Source organism: Flavobacterium araucananum (genome assembly GCF_002222055.1).
GTDB lineage: Bacteria > Bacteroidota > Bacteroidia > Flavobacteriales > Flavobacteriaceae > Flavobacterium > Flavobacterium araucananum.
This window is the reverse complement of the sequence record NZ_MUGS01000005.1, coordinates 182,084-199,174: the sequence shown is the minus strand read 5'-3', so window position 1 is coordinate 199,174 and position 17,091 is coordinate 182,084. Positions and strand designations below refer to the sequence as shown.

The 17,091-nt window shown below is 31.3% G+C and carries 19 protein-coding genes; all 19 read right to left on the bottom strand.

Annotated elements, in window-relative coordinates; all coding sequences use genetic code 11:
- A complete protein-coding gene (locus B0A64_RS05005) occupies positions 1–942 on the bottom strand; it encodes a glycosyltransferase family 2 protein (protein WP_089478425.1) in 942 nt (313 codons plus the stop codon).
- Positions 942–1,841 (bottom strand): glycosyltransferase family A protein, encoded by a 900-nt coding sequence (locus B0A64_RS05000; protein ID WP_089478424.1) that lies wholly within the window; start codon positions 1,839–1,841, stop codon positions 942–944. Before B0A64_RS05000 ends, B0A64_RS05005 begins: the two co-directional genes overlap by 1 nt.
- Complete coding sequence (locus B0A64_RS04995; RefSeq protein ID WP_089478423.1) at positions 1,842–2,684, bottom strand: glycosyltransferase family 2 protein; 843 nt, start codon at positions 2,682–2,684, stop codon at positions 1,842–1,844. It lies immediately after the preceding gene.
- Complete coding sequence (locus B0A64_RS04990; protein WP_089478422.1) at positions 2,681–3,706, bottom strand: glycosyltransferase family 2 protein; 1,026 nt, start codon at positions 3,704–3,706, stop codon at positions 2,681–2,683. The genes B0A64_RS04995 and B0A64_RS04990 overlap by 4 nt, the downstream gene beginning before the upstream one ends.
- A 113-nt stretch (positions 3,707–3,819) precedes the next feature.
- Complete coding sequence (locus B0A64_RS04985; RefSeq protein ID WP_089478421.1) at positions 3,820–4,641, bottom strand: alpha-1,2-fucosyltransferase; 822 nt, start codon at positions 4,639–4,641, stop codon at positions 3,820–3,822.
- Positions 4,642–4,830, bottom strand: a complete 189-nt coding sequence (locus B0A64_RS04980) for a hypothetical protein (protein ID WP_089478420.1) — start codon at positions 4,828–4,830, stop codon at positions 4,642–4,644.
- Positions 4,827–5,921 (bottom strand): acyltransferase family protein, encoded by a 1,095-nt coding sequence (locus B0A64_RS04975; RefSeq protein ID WP_089478419.1) that lies wholly within the window; start codon positions 5,919–5,921, stop codon positions 4,827–4,829. The genes B0A64_RS04980 and B0A64_RS04975 overlap by 4 nt, the downstream gene beginning before the upstream one ends.
- Before the next feature lie 26 nt (positions 5,922–5,947).
- Entirely contained in the window at positions 5,948–6,160 is a 213-nt protein-coding gene (locus B0A64_RS25390) for a hypothetical protein (RefSeq protein WP_089478418.1), read from the bottom strand.
- On the bottom strand, positions 6,150–6,749 hold the full coding sequence (locus B0A64_RS04965) for a CatB-related O-acetyltransferase (protein ID WP_089478417.1): 600 nt from the start codon (positions 6,747–6,749) through the stop codon (positions 6,150–6,152). The genes B0A64_RS25390 and B0A64_RS04965 overlap by 11 nt, the downstream gene beginning before the upstream one ends.
- The gene (locus B0A64_RS04960) at positions 6,746–7,699 is read right to left on the bottom strand and encodes a glycosyltransferase family 10 domain-containing protein (RefSeq protein WP_089478416.1); all 954 of its coding nucleotides are present in this window, start codon (positions 7,697–7,699) and stop codon (positions 6,746–6,748) included. Before B0A64_RS04960 ends, B0A64_RS04965 begins: the two co-directional genes overlap by 4 nt.
- Before the next feature lie 3 nt (positions 7,700–7,702).
- Complete coding sequence (locus tag B0A64_RS04955; protein ID WP_089478415.1) at positions 7,703–8,986, bottom strand: ABC transporter ATP-binding protein; 1,284 nt, start codon at positions 8,984–8,986, stop codon at positions 7,703–7,705.
- A 50-nt stretch (positions 8,987–9,036) separates the two neighbouring features.
- The gene (locus B0A64_RS04950; RefSeq protein ID WP_089478414.1) at positions 9,037–9,903 is read right to left on the bottom strand and encodes an ABC transporter permease; all 867 of its coding nucleotides are present in this window, start codon (positions 9,901–9,903) and stop codon (positions 9,037–9,039) included.
- 186 nt (positions 9,904–10,089) lie between these two features.
- Positions 10,090–12,057, bottom strand: coding sequence for a polysaccharide biosynthesis protein (locus tag B0A64_RS04945; protein ID WP_089478413.1), 1,968 nt, complete (start codon positions 12,055–12,057; stop codon positions 10,090–10,092).
- A gap of 83 nt (positions 12,058–12,140) precedes the next feature.
- Complete coding sequence (rfbA, locus tag B0A64_RS04940; RefSeq protein ID WP_089478412.1) at positions 12,141–13,025, bottom strand: glucose-1-phosphate thymidylyltransferase RfbA; 885 nt, start codon at positions 13,023–13,025, stop codon at positions 12,141–12,143.
- 83 nt (positions 13,026–13,108) lie between these two features.
- Positions 13,109–13,954 carry a dTDP-4-dehydrorhamnose reductase gene (gene rfbD, locus B0A64_RS04935; protein ID WP_089478411.1) on the bottom strand — a complete coding sequence of 282 codons (846 nt, stop codon included), beginning with the start codon at positions 13,952–13,954 and terminating at the stop codon, positions 13,109–13,111.
- The gene (gene rfbC / locus B0A64_RS04930) at positions 13,954–14,502 is read right to left on the bottom strand and encodes a dTDP-4-dehydrorhamnose 3,5-epimerase (protein ID WP_089478410.1); all 549 of its coding nucleotides are present in this window, start codon (positions 14,500–14,502) and stop codon (positions 13,954–13,956) included. The genes rfbD and rfbC overlap by 1 nt, the downstream gene beginning before the upstream one ends.
- A gap of 30 nt (positions 14,503–14,532) precedes the next feature.
- Positions 14,533–15,672, bottom strand: a complete 1,140-nt coding sequence (locus B0A64_RS04925; protein WP_089478545.1) for a DegT/DnrJ/EryC1/StrS family aminotransferase — start codon at positions 15,670–15,672, stop codon at positions 14,533–14,535.
- Positions 15,665–16,090: a cupin domain-containing protein gene (locus B0A64_RS04920; protein ID WP_089478409.1), complete on the bottom strand. Its 426-nt coding sequence runs from the start codon at positions 16,088–16,090 to the stop codon at positions 15,665–15,667. The genes B0A64_RS04925 and B0A64_RS04920 overlap by 8 nt, the downstream gene beginning before the upstream one ends.
- A complete protein-coding gene (locus tag B0A64_RS04915; protein WP_089478408.1) occupies positions 16,087–17,046 on the bottom strand; it encodes an MraY family glycosyltransferase in 960 nt (319 codons plus the stop codon). The genes B0A64_RS04920 and B0A64_RS04915 overlap by 4 nt, the downstream gene beginning before the upstream one ends.
- Positions 17,047–17,091: the final 45 nt, after the last annotated feature.

The window sequence follows — 17,091 nt, the reverse complement described above, 5'->3', positions numbered from 1 at the left end:
TTATTTATTAAATATAATTTTTAGTCTGTGAAAAACTCTTTTCTTTAATTTCGCCAGTTTTAGGGCAAAGGTATCATTCCTGATCTGTTGTTTAAAGAAAGGCTTATTTTTTGAAATAATTTTAGGGAATGTTCTTTTGATCTCAAAATAAACACTTTGCTTTTTTTTGTTTATATAAGTTGAATTAAAATCGTTGTATCTTGCCTGATACAAGGTTTCTATTATTTTCCAGCTCTCTACAAGACTTAAAGCTTTAGCTGCTGTTTGCAAGGAACTTAAATTATCACTGGAACTATTTTGTCTGTACAAAACATAAGTGGTGGGTGCAAATATTATTTGATCGCAGTTTAATACTACCCTAAAAAAAAACTCCCCATCATCATTCATGGTTAAAGTTTCGTTCCAATAACCGGAAAGATTTATTAACTCTTTGGGTATTAAAAAACTATGGCATGGAAAAAAGCCACCCTGTAGCCCTATCAGGTCAAAGTATTCTTTTGAATTTCTAAAATCTCTATAGTCCTGATTGTTTTCAAATAAAGTTACAGGATCATTAAGCTCAGTAAACTTTCCCCATTTGCAGGTTGAAATCGTAAAATTGCTTTGAACTGATAAAATGGCAATTTGTTCTTCTATTTTATTTGAAGCCAATATATCATCTGAATCCAGAAACTGGATATATTCTCCTTTTGACAATCTTAGCCCAATATTTCTGGAACTACTGGCTCCCCGAGCGATTCCATCCGGTTTTACGGTAAACAAAAACCGACTGTCGTTGGTCTCAAACTCATTGACAAGTTCTTTGGTCGAATCTGTAGAACCGTCATCGACAATTATACACTCCCAATTGTCATAGGTTTGTGCCAAAACACTCTCGATTGTTTCTCTGAGAAGGTTTGCCCTATTGTAAGTTGGGATAATAATGGAGACTAAAGGGTTCATTATGATTTGATACTAATTAAGAATCTTCGGATACACTTAAAAAATGGAACAACTCTAAAATTTTTCAAATACAATTGGATTAAAAATAACCAATCTTTTAAGTTTAGATTTCTGTTTTTTATAATGGCAACTTCATATATGTATAACAATTCTAAACGCTGATTTTTATCAAAAATATCAAAATTCTGAATCAAAATATCTTTATAAAAATCTTCGGCAGCTTTGTTCTTTACTGCTTCGTTATCTGTTTTTCCGGTTATGCTAAAATCTGAGATTCTAACAAAGACAGTACTTTCATTTATACTGTAAATACTTTTTTTATTCGAAAAGTCTAGCCAGGCTTTATCATCACTATGCCAGGCCAAGGGGTAACTTTTGAATCCGTATTTTAAATAACTTTCTTTGCTAAAAACATATTCAGACAAGGAGCTTCTTGTTTCTCCTTTTACTCTTCTAAAATAAGAATCAGCTGCTTTTTCCCATACCGGATGGGTATAAAAGTTGGTGTTATTACTGTTTCTCTCTCCTACTCTTTTTGCGGCATATCTTACGATGTGGGTTTTGTTGTCGAATGTACCATGATTTTCATACCATGCTTTTACGATATTCTGATCTAAATAATCATCATCTCCCAAAATCATTATCCATTTTTCATCGCCCGTAAGGGCAATACATCGATCCCAGTGTTTTGCTAATGATATGCTGCCTAAATTGTTTTGAAAGGATTGATACAAAAAATCGAACCTGCCTTTGTATTGTTCTAAAAGCTGTGATGGATCTTCAGGACTGGCATCATTGCCTATGTATACCCTGAATCTTTTATCTGTCTGTCCGGATAGTGACTTTAAAGTTTCTTCGAAAAAAATTAGTTTATAATAGGGTATAACTATAGCCAGCATCTATTTTTTATTTATTTTTCCGAAAATTGTAAACCCAAAAAAAGTTTTACAAAACAAATCAATTACAAATTTTTCGCTTTTTAGTTTAGCATAAAAATAGTCTCTTTCTTTTTGCAAATTATCATTTAGAGCACCAAAAGAGCCTAATTGTTCGACAAAAAAATCAGCGTGTTTGATACTTAAATAAGTAAACAGCTTGTTCTTTTTTGTAGTATCCAGCTTTTTTTGTCTGGAGACTAATTTTATTCTATAATAAAAACCAGTCAGATCTAAACATAAAACTTTGCCACCATTTTTAAGAAGTGTTATCCAAAATTCCCAATCTTCAAGTCCTTCAAGCATTTTAGTATCATATCCTCCTGCCAGCTCCCAGTCCTTTTTATGATATATTGCTGAGCAAAAAATCATGTTATCTACTGCCAATCCTTTTAGCGAGAATGGTGCGAGATTCCAGTTTCCGGTTTCATCTCCAAATTTTTCTGCTCTACAATAAACGAGTTTTAATGAATTGTCGTTTCTAAAGGCTTCGATAGCTTGTTTTATATAATCCCGGGCAATTTTATCGTCGCCATCAAGTGGTAAGATAAATTCGCCTGTGCTCTTTGTAATACCCAGATTTCTTGCACTGCTCACGCCTGCATTTTGCTGGTAGTAGTATCTAAATCTTTGATCCTTTGCCACCCAATTTTCTGCTATTTCTTGTGTGTTATCAGGACTGCCGTCGCTAACGATAATACATTCCCAATTTTCATAGGTTTGGTCTAATACAGATTGCAAAACCTCATCGAGATATTGCGCCTGATTATAACAAGGAACTATTATAGAAACTATTGGGCTTTTCATTTTTTGTTGTAGAAAATTATTGATTTTACAAACAATTTAATTTCATCTAAGAACTGTAATTTAATTGACCACTTTTTTTTAATTTTCAAATATTGAGAATAAACTATTGGTGCAAATTTGTCTCTTTTTAAAAAGTAATCTTTGAACAGATTGTTCTGAATCCCAAACAGGTATTTCTCAAAACCTGTTGGCTCAAAAAAAGACGTTTGATTGGCTAAAAGTAATTTATTTTTTAAATCTTCGAACTGATTCATTTCTGTAAACGAAACGGTTTCTCTTCGTGCTATTATCTTTTTTAAAAAATCGTGTGTCTGCTCGTTTTTTTCGAAACTTAGATTATTTAATAAATTGACTTTGATCTCAAGTGCGGTATTTATTTGTTGCTCGTTTCTTTTGTGAGATACCTGCGAACTATGAACGCGATAATGAAGCAAAACTTCCTGCAAATTATGCAGTTTGCCTACGGCTAATAACCTGGTCCAAAGATCATAATCTTCTGCCGGTTCTTTTTTTGCATCGTAAAGTAAAGAAAACTTATCTAAACAGTTTTTCCTTATCATCACGGTTGGGTGTGCGATGCAGCAATCTTTAAGCATGGCCAATTTTATAGCGTCATGATGTTCAGGAACCGTAATAATTTTATCTCTGCCAATAATCTTAAAGAAGGTACCAATAAGTACCGTTTCAGGATTTTTGTCTAAAAAAGCCACTTGTTTTGCAAAACGTTCGGGCAAGCTTATATCATCGCCATCCATTCTTGCTATATAGGCTCCTTTTGCAATACTTAGTCCGTAATTTAAACTATTGGTGTAACCTGAATTTTGTGGTTTTACGATTAGTTGTATTCTGGGATCGTTATATTTTTTTATAATTGATACTGTCGCGTCTGAAGAGGCATCGTCTATTATTATAAATTCGAAATCGGAGTAGGTTTGATTTAAAATGCTGTCGACTGCTTCGTTTATATAAAGTTCGCAATTGTAGACCGGCATTAAAACCGTTATTTTTGGGATTGAAGACATTATTTTATTTCTTTTTCAAATAATTCGATGTCTGCTGCAACCATTTGTTTTACGATATCTTCTAAATTAAATTTTGGCTGCCATCCTAAAACTGTTCTTGCTTTTTTCATTTTTTATATTTTAACCCAACTTGTCGGGATTATGTCATTAGTATTTATCGAATCGTCATTGAACCAAAGTTTTGGAGCGATTACAATTTTATCAGGATTTTTATTAAGCCATGCACCCCACCAGCTAAAACTGCTGTTGACGATCACATTATGTTTACAGGCGGCCATTAATTTTAAATCTTCAAAATTTGTCGCAGCATCATTAAAGTCAATAAATACGGTTTCTTGCTTTGTTGAGAAATTTGCTTTTACCCAATTCATATCGTCCGAAAAAACAAATAAAACAGGATTAGTAAGCTTACTTTCTATTATTTCTAAGGCTTTGTTATAATATTCGTCTTTGCTCGTATTGTGTAACGGATTGTTTAAATAATCTCCTCTACGAATGTGTATGGATACAGAATTTACAGATTCAATTTTTGCAATAGCAGCTTTAGTCTCTTCTTTTAATGGTGTAAGCACTTCGAAATCCTCGCGAATTTCTTTTTCATATTTTATAAAATATTGTTCTGACTGAAAGTAACCTTCCAGGAATACCACGTCTCCTTTTAAAGTAATCAGATCCGGGTTATATCCAAAATCGACTTCTTTGTAGGAAGTCTTTTTTTGATAGAAACTTTTTATCTTTCTTAAATATCTATTGGGCTTTTTGTAGGTTTTTGAAATAACATTAAGATGGTTTAAAGCATAATTATGTAATTTATAACTCTCAAATTGCGATACGTCAAGATAAAGCTTTTGCTTGGTTTCTAATGCCAAAGCTTTGGCTGCTGCATATTGAAACAACTGGTTTCCTAAACCACCTATTAACTGAACTACGATCATTTATTTTTTTAATAAATTCTCAATAATTAACAAATCTTCTACGGGAAGTTCAGGATAAATGCCTGTAGCATTGCTAAATTTGCATTCAATATCCATACTTAATCTGTCTGCAGTAAGAATGAAATCAGCCAAAGCTTTTTTAGTTTGTTCTTCTTTAAGAAATGCTCTTCGCGTTAAGGGTATTTTCATTTTTTAATTTCATTAAAATATGGTTTTTCTAAGTATTCATAAATATAGATTGACAATAAAATGGCAAAAGAAAATGATAGTATATATTCTAAAAGTATTGATGTAAAACCAGATATAGGTAAATACAGCATCAATTTGGGAATAAGATTTAGTTTTTCAATTATAAAACAATGAATAATATAAAATGAATAACTAACCATTCCTAATAATTGCATAAAGCTATTAACCAGCAAAAACTCCAGTCTATTTCCTTTTATTAAATTACCAAGAATTATCAGGAAGAAACCTATTTGAACTGTTATATAAAATAATGCGCTATACAGTTTACTTGTTGCCACAGATTCTGCCCAATTAAAATTTTGCCAACCATACATTTGAAAAAATATGATACAAAAACCGATACTAACAATGCATTCTTTGTACTTTGATAAAAACTTAGATTGCTCAATTTTTGTCTGATATTTTGCCAATAAAATACCAAAAAAGAATCCTAAAAATCTAACAGGTTCTTCTATTATATGCTGGTCAATAAAAAAATGAATTAAGAGGTCTGATATAAATAGTAATAATAAAAATAGAATACTTGTGGTAATTTTATTTGGAAGAATAATATATAATATGCCTGCTAAAATATAAAAATATATTTCGTAAACCAATGACCACGTGACTATAACAATACTTGAACTTGAATTAAAGATATTTAGAAAAAAAATATTATCTAAAATAATCTTTATATTGAATCCATTATAAATTACAAAAGGGATAACTAAAATAAAAATAATCACAGGTAATAACCTAGAATATCTTTTGTACATAAATTGTATAAAAGATATTTTATTATTAGGATTGGTTAAAGATTTGTAGATTAAAAATGAACTGATTAAAAAAAAGCAATCTACACCAATATGACCAGAATGTAAAAATTTAATAATGGGTCTAAAAAAAGAATCCTGACTTAGAAAATACTCTTTCTTCTGAAATTTTCCAAAAAAATGAACTCCGAACACCAATAAAATAGCAAAACCTCTTAATCCTTCAATGAAAGAATATTTATTAGTATTGTTATTTAATTTTAGGACATTATGAATCATTTCAATTTTTTATAATTTTCTATTACCTATTTTAGACCTATTTCTAATGATTTTGCACGCTCGAATCCTTCTTCTATCATATTAGAAACATTCACACATTTTTTAAGCATTCTGTTTGGTTTGATATCATCCCACAAAATTTCTCCAGTATATCCTTTTTCTTTAAAAAAATCGAAAGTCATACTACCCAAAATTCCTGTATAACCTGTAATATATATTTTGGCGTTTTTATTTATCATCTTGCTCAAATAATCCTGTTAATTCTAATTTTTCTATTAATGACTTGGCTTCCTTTAGTTCTTTAGACCACCAATCCGATTTCTGAATTCTTTCTATTGTTGAATCTGGAAATCTCATCTTAATGAATTTTGCAGGAGCTCCGGCTACAACTTCAAAAGGCTTTACATCTTTGTTTACAAATGAATTTGCCCCAACTACTGCTCCATCTCCTATGGTAACACCTCTTCTTATAACTGAATTTGTACCAATCCAAACATCATTACCAATTACACATTCTTTTTCTGTTAGGGTTTCCCAAGGGTTTTTATAAAAAATACTATTTGTAGAAACTCTATTAATCTTATGTTCTCCTATACCAATACTCACATTTCCGGCAATAGAGCAATATCTTCCAATTTTTGATTTGGTTATTATACTATTAAATCCAATATAAGTATATTCTCCAATTTCATTTTCACCACTTAATATTGCCGACGACATAATTTCGACATTAAGAAATTTGCCTTGATTTGGGTTCACTAACAAATGTTCTTTTTTAGCCAACTTGCGAGTAACAGCTTTATAAATACGCTTTAATATTTTTTTCATCTTACTAAAACTCTTTTTATTTTACTAAGAAATCTAACCAAAACATTTCTCTTATTTATCTCAAATTCAGGTCTTATTTTTACAAATTCCTTTTTTGAAAGAATACTTTTCTTGTCTAATATATTTACTAAAAAAGGAAAAAGGTTGTCTCGATGAAGACTTTCTGTTGATTCTTTTTTAAGTAGCTCTACTCTTTTATCAAATTCATTTTGTTGGATAGCTTCCTCAATTATTTTTACACTTGATTCAAAATCATCTATATTAATTCGGATAAAAGAATTTTTGTTAACTATACTTTCCAGATTTGGACAGCCATAATAAAATGGTAATGTATGGGTATAGAGGCAATCGAAAAATTTTTCGGTAACCCAATCTTCACAATAATCGTTTTCTATTGCTATCGAATATTTATAATTTGCCAAAACATCCCATTTATCATCAAAATCTGCTATACCTCTGCCATAAACATCCAGTTGATCTCCAAAATATTCTTTGAGTTTCTTTACATAGTCAACTCTTTTTCTATGCCCTTCGGTAAAAGCTTTATCAGAAGAAATAACCGAAATTAATTTTGTTTTATCCGGCGTTTCTAACGAATTTAATTCATCGAAAGATTTACCAATAAACCAGGGATTTGCATTATGAGAATAGATAATGTTTTTATGTTTTAGCTCTTTTTGTACCGTAATAATTGTACCAAATTGATCTAAGAACTTTTGGGCGAACTTAGGACTTGTGTTATAACATTCTCCAGGAATAAAAATTACGTTTTCAGGAGTGCATTTTACAGTCTCTGTTTGTATTTTATAATCGGTATATACGATCCAAAAGTCACATTCTTTTAGATCATCATCAATAACAAACTTATAATCACCCCAGATCTGGGAGAAATTTGGAGTTTGCCTAAAAAGGGGCCAATCGTAATTGAATGTCAGTTTAACGATTTTCATTGCTTACAATTTTTTCCATTCCGGATTTAAAAAGAAAAGACCGGCTGCTCTTGGCAAACTTCTAATCGTATATTTGCCTCCGTCTATAATTTGAAAAGACAATGCGTTTTCAATACTGTCAAATATCTGGTGTCCGGTAGTAGTATTACTTGTAAAACTAATTGTATAAATACCCGGAAAAAGTCTGATATCTTTTATACTTACAACGAACTCTTCTTGTGCTTCTGAATGGATTAACTCAAAATTTGAATCTCTTCCCATAATATGAAATATGGGCATTTCGTCTGAAGATCTTATTTGAATTCCTACTTCAGATTTTGCTTCGTTGGTATTATTTTTTAATCTGAATTTTATATTTAAATCATCTCCAATAGAAAACTCGTTATTTAATATATCGTTCTGATCTCTAATTTCTGCCGAGATAAATTCTATATTTCTGGAACCAATTCGCTTTGTATCTGAGTCGAAGATAACGGTATGTCCTGTAGAACTATCATTGCTTGAATAGACATCTAACGCTTCATCAATATTTCCATTGAATTTAATTTTACCATTTTCGAGTACAATACCTCTGGTGCACAAACTCTTTACGGCTGCCATATTGTGGCTTACAAACAAAACGGTTCTGCCTTGCCCTTTGGAGATATCCTGCATCTTTCCGATAGCTTTTTTCTGAAACTCTGCATCTCCAACTGCTAAAACCTCATCGACAACCAAAATTTCAGGCTCTAAAAAAGCCGCTACAGCAAATGCCAATCGAACGGTCATTCCTGAACTGTATCTTTTTACAGGTGTGTCGATGTAACGCTCACAACCTGAAAACTCAATAATTTCATCCAGCTTTGAGGCTATTTCTTTTTTGGTCATTCCAAGAATTGCCCCATTTAAAAAAATATTCTCACGTCCTGTCATTTCGCCATTAAATCCTGTTCCTACTTCAAGAAGTGACGCTATTCGACCACGGGATTTTATAATTCCTGTAGTTGGTGCTGTTACTTTTGAAAGTATCTTGAGAAGTGTCGATTTTCCTGCTCCATTTTTACCAATAATACCCAGAACTTCTCCGCGTTCTACTTCGAAATTAATGTCTTGCAAAGCCCAAACATAATCTGAATTGCCTTTGGTTGAGCGATCATTTGTTTCGCCTATCTTTAGATACGGATTTTCTTTTCCTCTTATCTTATGCCACCAACGATTGATGTCATGAATCAATGTTCCTGTACCAACTTCTCCTAAACGGTATTGTTTAGAAATATTCTCGGCTTTTAATATTATATCTTTTTTCAATTGCAAATTGTAATAACTAGGAATAGTAATGAAATTTAAAAATTCTGTTTTTAAACTGTATCTATAAAACTTTTTTCGGTTTTATTAAAGACTAAAAGTCCAACAAAAAATACTGCTACGGTTACAACCAAAGTATAGGACAATCCTAAAACCGAAACTTCGCCAACGTTTAAAAGCATATATCGGGCTGTTTCTATTATATAAGCCAACGGATTATATTCGACAAGCCAGCCATAACTGGGTAATTTATCTTTAATTAATTCCATTGGATACATTACAGCAGAAAGGTACATTAGCAATTGTATCCCAAAACCAATTAAATGACTAAAATCACGGTATTTTGTTACCATTGCCGAGATAAGCATTCCTAACCCTAATCCTAAAATTCCCATAATCACGATCAAAACAGGAAAAAATAAAATCAGACTGTTTAAGCCTAAATTTGCACCTTGAAAATAATAGAAAATATAGAATCCGATAAAAATAAAAAATTGAATTCCAAATTTTACAAGATTAGATATTACAACTGAAAGTGGCGTAATAATTCTGGGAAAGTATACTTTACCAAATATTGCCGCATTTGCCTTAAAAGTATCTGATGTTCCTGTTAGACAGGCTGTAAAATAATTCCAAACCGTTATTCCTGCAAGATTAAATAAAAACGGAGGAACTGTTCCGGTATCGATACCGGCTACATTGTTGAATATTATTGTAAAAGTTACAGAAGTAAATAAGGGCTGAATTAAGTACCAAAGCGGCCCTAAGACAGTTTGTTTGTAAACTGTAATAACATCCCGTTTTACAAAAAGAAATAGTAAGTCTCTATATTGCCAAACCTCTTTTAAGTTTAAGGAGAAGAATTTATTTTTAGGTGTTATTTCAAACAACCAATCATTGGGGCTATTGTTGTCGTTCATTTTATATTTATTACAAATACATTGTAATCTTGTTTTCTTTAAAGCTATTTTTATATATTCTTGTCTGACTACTTAATTAACAAGATTTTTATTCGTTTATAAATTATTTAAAATGCAAAAAGGCGTTTTTTAAAAAAACACCTTTTTATTATTATTTTGAATCAAAGTTCAATTATTTGCACGAAACTACTTATCTAAAACTTCGAAAGTAGAATTCATACTTTTAAACTCCGGAACAATTTTTTTCATTTTAGTTACAATATCATCATTATCATAAAAATCAGCGATACCTATAAGCTCATCGATCTCGATATGCAAATTTTCGTATTCATCTTGTATTTCCTGAGCAATCATAATTTTGTTATGATAGGTTGGTAACGTTTTAGAAGTATCATTTAATAATTCTTCGTATAACTTTTCACCTGGCCTAAGTCCAACAATTTTAATTTTTATCTCTTTGTCAGGAATAAAGCCTGCCAGTTTAATCATTTTTTTTGCTAAATCAATTATTCTGACTGGTTTACCCATATCAAAAATATAGATCTCACCTCCGTTACCCATTGCTCCGGCTTCGAGAACCAATTGGCAAGCTTCAGGAATAGTCATAAAATAACGAATAATATCCTGATGTGTTATAGTAACCGGACCTCCTTCGGCAATTTGTTTTGTAAATAAAGGTACAACTGATCCATTTGATCCTAAGACGTTTCCAAAACGGGTTGTGATAAATTTAGTAGAACCTTCAATATTTTCTTTCTGATTTTTTAAGAATAGAGACTGTACATATTTCTCTGCTATTCTTTTGCTGGCTCCCATCACATTGCTCGGGTTAACGGCTTTATCTGTCGATACCATTACAAATTTTTTGACACGATATTTGCATGATAAATCAGCTAAATTTTTTGTTCCTTTTATATTTGTCTGGATAGCTTGCGACGGATTTTCCTCCATCAAAGGAACATGCTTGTAGGCCGCAGCGTGAAAAACAACATGAGGATTATAATTTTTAAAAACTTTTTCTAATGCTTTTTTACTTCTTACATCCGCTATTACAGCTACAATTTTTGTTTCAGACCCTATCTCTGCCGTTTCTAAACATAAATTATGAAGAGGTGTTTCGGCATGATCTAAAATAATGACCATTTTAGGATTGAAACCTAAAACCTGCCTTACGATTTCGCTTCCTATTGATCCGGCAGCACCAGTAATAAGAATCGTTTTGTCTTTTAATTGTTTAGATATAGATTTACTATCGAGAACTATTGGTTTTCTTTCCAGTAAATCTTCAATTTGAATGTTTTTTACTTTTTGAGAAATCTCTTTTTGATTTTCCCAATCTGAAATTAAGGGAACTGTATAAACTCTGTAGTTAAACTCTAAACATTGATCTACAATAATTAATTGTTCTTCTTTAGATAAACTCTTATCGGCAATGATAACACCTTCTGCAGCTACAGAACGCATAAGAGCCGGTAATTTTTTTCTCAAGATCAAAATTGGCAAATCTAACATTCGTTTAGATGCATTTTGATTATTTTTATCTACAAAACCAACAATTTTAAATCGCGAAGGCGTTTCAAATTTTAATGCATTAGCAACCGAAATCGCATTGGCATCTGTTCCGTAAATAACCGTTCTAATTAGCTTAGAATTCGTTTTTTCTGAAAAATATAATTCGAAAGTTTGCTTTACTATAACACGATATAAAAATAGTCCGCAAAATGATAAAACCAAATTGATAAAAAGTGCCGTGTTTAAAAACGCTTTATGCCCTGTATATAATTCAAAAACTAAATTAAAAAACAAGAAAAACACCAAAACCGACATTTGAGAGAACAACAACTTAATCGCATCTATATAGGAAGAATGCCTGATAATACCGGAATAAGTTCTAAAAAGCCAAAAGAAAAATACATTAATAACAATTAAACTCGTGACAAAATAAAACTGATGAGATGTAATTATATATCCTAATGCAGTTCCTTCGAACAGCATATAAGTAAACGTAAATGAAAAAATCAAAACCATTACATCTATTGCAACAATAATCCACCTAGGCAAGTAGCTCAGGTTGTTAATGTTAGCCCTAAGGTTCCTTGGGGAAAAAGAGTTATACAACAATGATGTTATTTTAGGTTGTTTATCTGTATTCAATTTAATTGAGTTTGATTCTGTGACGTTTGTCGTTCCTACAAAAATACAAATTAAAGAGTTAAAAAATTATTTCTTATGCTAAATTAAATTTTTACACCTTTTTTCTTTTGTTTCAAAAAATCAATCAAATATGTTCCGTATCCGGATTTCAATAAAGGTAAGGCAAGTTCCTCGAGCTGAGCATCATTTATAAAACCCTGTCTCCAGGCAATTTCTTCGATACAACCTACTTTGAGACCTTGTCTTTCTTCAAGAACCTGAACAAATTGTCCTGCCTGCATCAAACTGTTAAAAGTTCCTGTATCCAGCCAGGCAGTTCCTCTACTTAAAATACCAACTTTTAAAGCATCTTTCTCTAAATATACTTTATTTACATCCGTAATTTCATATTCTCCCCGAGCACTTGGCTTGATATTTTTTGCAATTTCTACGACAGAATTATCATAAAAGTATAATCCCGGAACTGCATAGCTTGACTTTGGCTCTTCGGGTTTTTCTTCGATAGAAATAGCCTTAAAATTTTCATCAAATTCTACTACTCCATAACGCTCCGGATCTGAAACATGATAGGCAAAAACAACACCTCCAATTGGTTTTGTATTCGATTTTAACAACTCTTGCATATTAGACCCGAAAAATATATTATCCCCTAATATCAAAGCAACATCATCATCTCCTATAAAATCCTCGCCAATTACAAAAGCCTGTGCTAATCCATTAGGAATTGCCTGTTCTGCATAACTAAATTTACACCCTAGGCTAGAACCATCTCCTAATAATTTTTTGAAATTAGGCAAATCATGTGGAGTAGAGATAATTAATATTTCGTTTATTCCTGACATCATCAAGGTAGACAATGGGTAATAAATCATTGGCTTATCATAAACAGGCATCATTTGCTTACTCATAGCAAGCGTTAAAGGATGTAAACGTGTGCCAGAACCTCCGGCTAAAATAATTCCTTTCATAAATCTTGATTTTAGATTTTAGATCTTAAATCTTAGATTTCACATCGCTGAAATTCTAAAACTTAAATCTAAATCATTTATATTTATATGAACATCTTTTTTAAACTCTCTTTATAATCTGGGATAACTAAATTATAAACTTCTTTAATTTTCTTTTTATCTAATAATGAAAACTCTGGTCGCTTTGCCGGGGTTGGATATGATGCAGATGGTATGCCGCTAATATTGCAATTATACACTCCAAATTCATTTATAGTCAACGCAAATTCATACCAACTTATTTCGCCTTCATTCGAATAATTGTAAATCCCGGGAGTCCAATCAGGAGATTTTAAAATCACTATCATAGCTTGCGCCAGATCAGCAGCGTAAGTTGGTGAACCTATTTGATCATTTACGACATTTAAAGCATCTCTTTCCTGCATTAATCGTTGCATGGTTTTTACAAAATTATTTCCAAATTGACTATAAACCCAAGAAGTTCTGATGATAATTGCATTTGGGTTTTCTTGCAAACAAGCAATTTCACCAGCTCTTTTACTGGCTCCGTAAACATTTATTGGATTTGTAGCTTCATCTTCATTTAAAGCAATTGATGACGTTCCATCAAAAACGTAATCAGTAGAGATATGAATTAATTGTACATCATTTTCTTCAGCGTATTTTGCAATTAATTCTACTGCCAAATGATTTACTTTAAAGGCCAATTCTTTTTCTGTTTCAGCTTTGTCAACTGCCGTATAAGCGCCACAATTAAAAATTATATTGGGTTGAATTACTTCTAATTGAGTTTGAAGTATTTCTAAATCATCTAAAGTAACCTTAGTTCGATCAGCAAAAATCCATTCATATTGAGGATAATTTGAAGACAAAACAGCCAACTCAGACCCTAACTGCCCGTTTGATCCTGTAACAAGTATTTTTTTCATTAAAATAAACTATTACAATTGTCTATAAAAGGAAGGATTTGATCTTTCTCAGAAACGATTGCTTCTTTTAGATCCATTCCCCAATCTATATTTAAAGAAGTATCATCAAATTTAATTCCACCTTCAGATGCTTTATTATAAAACTGATCGCACTTGTACATTACAGATGCTGTTTCGCTTATCACAGAAAAACCATGTGCAAAACCTTGCGGAACTAATAATTGCTTTTTATTCTCGGCTGATAGTAAAACACTAAACGATTTTCCGTATGTAGGAGAATCTTTTCGTAAATCTACGGCAACATCAATAATCTCACCTTCAAGAACACGAACCAATTTTGTTTGTGCAAAAGGCGGGTTTTGATAATGTAAACCTCTCAAAGTTCCTTTCTTAGAGAACGATTGATTGTCCTGAACGAAATCTATATAAATTCCTAAATCTTCAAACTTAGTTTTGCTATATGACTCAAAAAAATAACCTCTTTCGTCTCCAAAAACTGTTGGCTCTACAACTACTAAATCTTTTATAAATGTTTCTTCAATTTTCATATTAAAATATAATATTCTTTATTTTTTATCTTAATTAAAAAAAGTTCTAATAACCTCTTTTATTTTATTTTTATCTTCATTTGTAAGATTTGATCCAGACGGCAAACATAAACCTTTTTCAAATAACTTTTCAGCAACTTCATTTCCATAATAAGGATAATGCTCAAAAATTGGCTGTAGATGCATTGGTTTCCAAAGTGGGCGGCTTTCTATATTTTCATTTTCAAAAGCGAGTCTTAAACTTTCCCTATCTCTTTTCTCTGATACATTGGGCTCTATTAAAATTGTACTCAACCAATAATTAGAAAAGTAATCTTCATTTATGGTTTCAAGGAGTTTAACGTCTTTAATATCGCTAAAAATTTCTTTGTAAAAATTGTGAATTTCTCTTCTTGAATTTACATTTTTATCAAGAATTTTTATTTGCCCCAATCCAACGCCTGCACAAATATTACTCATTCTAAAATTGTAACCTATTTGGCTATGTTGATAATGCACAGCACTATCTTTAGATTGTGTGGCATAAAAAATAGCCTGATCTTTTATTCTTTTTGAACTTGTAACTAAAGCACCACCACTTGAAGTTGTAATGATTTTATTTCCGTTAAATGAAAAAATTCCAAAATCTCCAAAAGTCCCACATTTCTTGCCTTTATAAGAACTCCCTAAAGCTTCTGCGCTATCTTCTATAATTGGAATACCATATCGATCCGCAACAGCATGGATTTCATCTACTTTATAAGGATTCCCATAAAGATGAACGGCAATAATTGCTTTTGGGTTTTTACCTTTTTTAATCCTGTCTTTAATCGCAATTTCTAAATTTTCCGGACAAATATTCCAGGTATCTAACTCACTATCTACAAAAACGGGAATTGCTCCCTGATATAAAATTGGATTAGCCGAAGCTGAAAATGTCAGGCTCTGACAGATTACTTCATCACCTTGCTGAACTCCCAACAAAATTAGTGCTAAGTGAATCGAAGAGGTTCCAGAATTTAGAGCGGTAACAAACGAACTGTCTTTAATATAATTTTTCAGCTCTTTTTCGAAATCATCCACATTAGGTCCACCAGAAGTAATCCAGCTAGAATCAAGTGCTTTTTGAATATATTGTTGTTCAAAACCACTTTGCTCAGATAATGACAAAAAAATCCTTTTCTTATCCATTAATATTCCAATAATTCGAATCATATCGAACATCATCTTCCCTAACATTCGAAAGTGGTAAAGTCGAAAATGAAATTAATTTTGAATCTTTTTCAAGTGATTCAATTGCATTTGCATATCCCGCAGGAATATGAACAATTTTACTCTCTAAAGTGGAAACGAAAACGGTCTCTATTCTTAAATCCCTCGATGGATTTTCCCAATTATCAATTTTTACAAAATGAATTTTGAAAGAACCATTCAAACAATAAAAATTTTTCGAATCTAATTTGTGCCCCTGCCAAGCACGAATTGGATAATCATCAGAATTACTTATGATATAAAATCTCTCTATATCCTTAAAACTAAAATCATTTACGTATGATATAATTCCGCGATGATCAGAAAAATTTCCTCCCATAATTACTTTAGGAATCATGAGTTTAAGTTTCTTTTCTTTAACAAATAAAACTTACTGCAATATATCAGAAGTAAAGGTGTAATTATAATTACAAACAACAATGCATCCTGAACTTTTTGGTATAAAAACACAACCAAGCTCGAAACTAATATTTGAAATATTGCATAATACAAAGCAACTAACCTATGTTCGATTTTATATTCATTACTTAAAACCTGATAAAAATGCAAACGATGCGCTTCAAAAATATTTTGCTTGAGGTATAATCTATGCAAAATAGTAAAAATCGCATCGACCCCATAAATCGCTAAAAATAAAAGCCAAACAACTGAATTTGTTACTAATATTAGCTTTAAAAATAAATAAATTACCCAAAAGGCAATTGCTATACTACCAATGTCTCCGGCAAAACATTTAGCTTTTTTTCTGTAATTGAAAAATAAAAAAACTAAACTGGCAATCATCGCATACTTTATAAAAACAGCATCAATAAAAAACTGAATATTTTTATTTACGTATAGCAATGATCCCATAACAGCCAGAGTATATAATCCTGTTATACCATTAATACCATCCATAAAGTTGTACGCATTAATTAAACCAATGGCTAGAATATAAGTGATGATAACCCCGTATAATGGTATTAAATTAAAAACTCCTAAATCATAAAATATCAAAGTAATCGCAAGAAAATGAATTGATATTCTAATCTTATTAGACAAGCTTTGAATATCATCCCAAAAACTAACCAAACTAACCAATGTTATTCCTGTAAAGAAAAAATAATTGCTCTGAATGTTTTGAATAAAATAAAGTAGAGCGGCAAACCAAAAAATAATCCCGCCACCTCTTAAGGTAATTTCTGTATGTGAGCTTCTTTCGTTAGGCTTATCAATGATGTTAAATCTATTTGCTACTATAAAATAAAGTAACATTATTATCATTAAAACAATTCCGAGTATTGTGTATTGCATTATTTATTTTATAAAGCTTTTTATTGTTTTTTCTAATCCTTCCTG

Coding starts and splice junctions, on each gene's coding strand:
- B0A64_RS04985 (WP_089478421.1), bottom strand. CDS start 4,641: ATGATCGTAGTTCAGTTAATAGGTGGTTTAGGAAACCAGTTGTTTCAA.
- B0A64_RS04995 (WP_089478423.1), bottom strand. CDS start 2,684: ATGAAAAGCCCAATAGTTTCTATAATAGTTCCTTGTTATAATCAGGCG.
- B0A64_RS05005 (WP_089478425.1), bottom strand. CDS start 942: ATGAACCCTTTAGTCTCCATTATTATCCCAACTTACAATAGGGCAAAC.
- B0A64_RS04925 (WP_089478545.1), bottom strand. CDS start 15,672: ATGGATAAGAAAAGGATTTTTTTGTCATTATCTGAGCAAAGTGGTTTT.
- B0A64_RS04975 (WP_089478419.1), bottom strand. CDS start 5,921: ATGATTCATAATGTCCTAAAATTAAATAACAATACTAATAAATATTCT.
- rfbA (WP_089478412.1), bottom strand. CDS start 13,025: ATGAAAGGAATTATTTTAGCCGGAGGTTCTGGCACACGTTTACATCCT.
- B0A64_RS04990 (WP_089478422.1), bottom strand. CDS start 3,706: ATGTCTTCAATCCCAAAAATAACGGTTTTAATGCCGGTCTACAATTGC.
- B0A64_RS04950 (WP_089478414.1), bottom strand. CDS start 9,903: ATGAACGACAACAATAGCCCCAATGATTGGTTGTTTGAAATAACACCT.
- B0A64_RS04920 (WP_089478409.1), bottom strand. CDS start 16,090: ATGATTCCTAAAGTAATTATGGGAGGAAATTTTTCTGATCATCGCGGA.
- B0A64_RS04960 (WP_089478416.1), bottom strand. CDS start 7,699: ATGAAAATCGTTAAACTGACATTCAATTACGATTGGCCCCTTTTTAGG.
- B0A64_RS25390 (WP_089478418.1), bottom strand. CDS start 6,160: ATGATAAATAAAAACGCCAAAATATATATTACAGGTTATACAGGAATT.
- rfbD (WP_089478411.1), bottom strand. CDS start 13,954: ATGAAAAAAATACTTGTTACAGGATCAAACGGGCAGTTAGGGTCTGAG.
- rfbC (WP_089478410.1), bottom strand. CDS start 14,502: ATGAAAATTGAAGAAACATTTATAAAAGATTTAGTAGTTGTAGAGCCA.
- B0A64_RS05000 (WP_089478424.1), bottom strand. CDS start 1,841: ATGCTGGCTATAGTTATACCCTATTATAAACTAATTTTTTTCGAAGAA.
- B0A64_RS04915 (WP_089478408.1), bottom strand. CDS start 17,046: ATGCAATACACAATACTCGGAATTGTTTTAATGATAATAATGTTACTT.
- B0A64_RS04965 (WP_089478417.1), bottom strand. CDS start 6,749: ATGAAAAAAATATTAAAGCGTATTTATAAAGCTGTTACTCGCAAGTTG.
- B0A64_RS04980 (WP_089478420.1), bottom strand. CDS start 4,830: ATGAAAATACCCTTAACGCGAAGAGCATTTCTTAAAGAAGAACAAACT.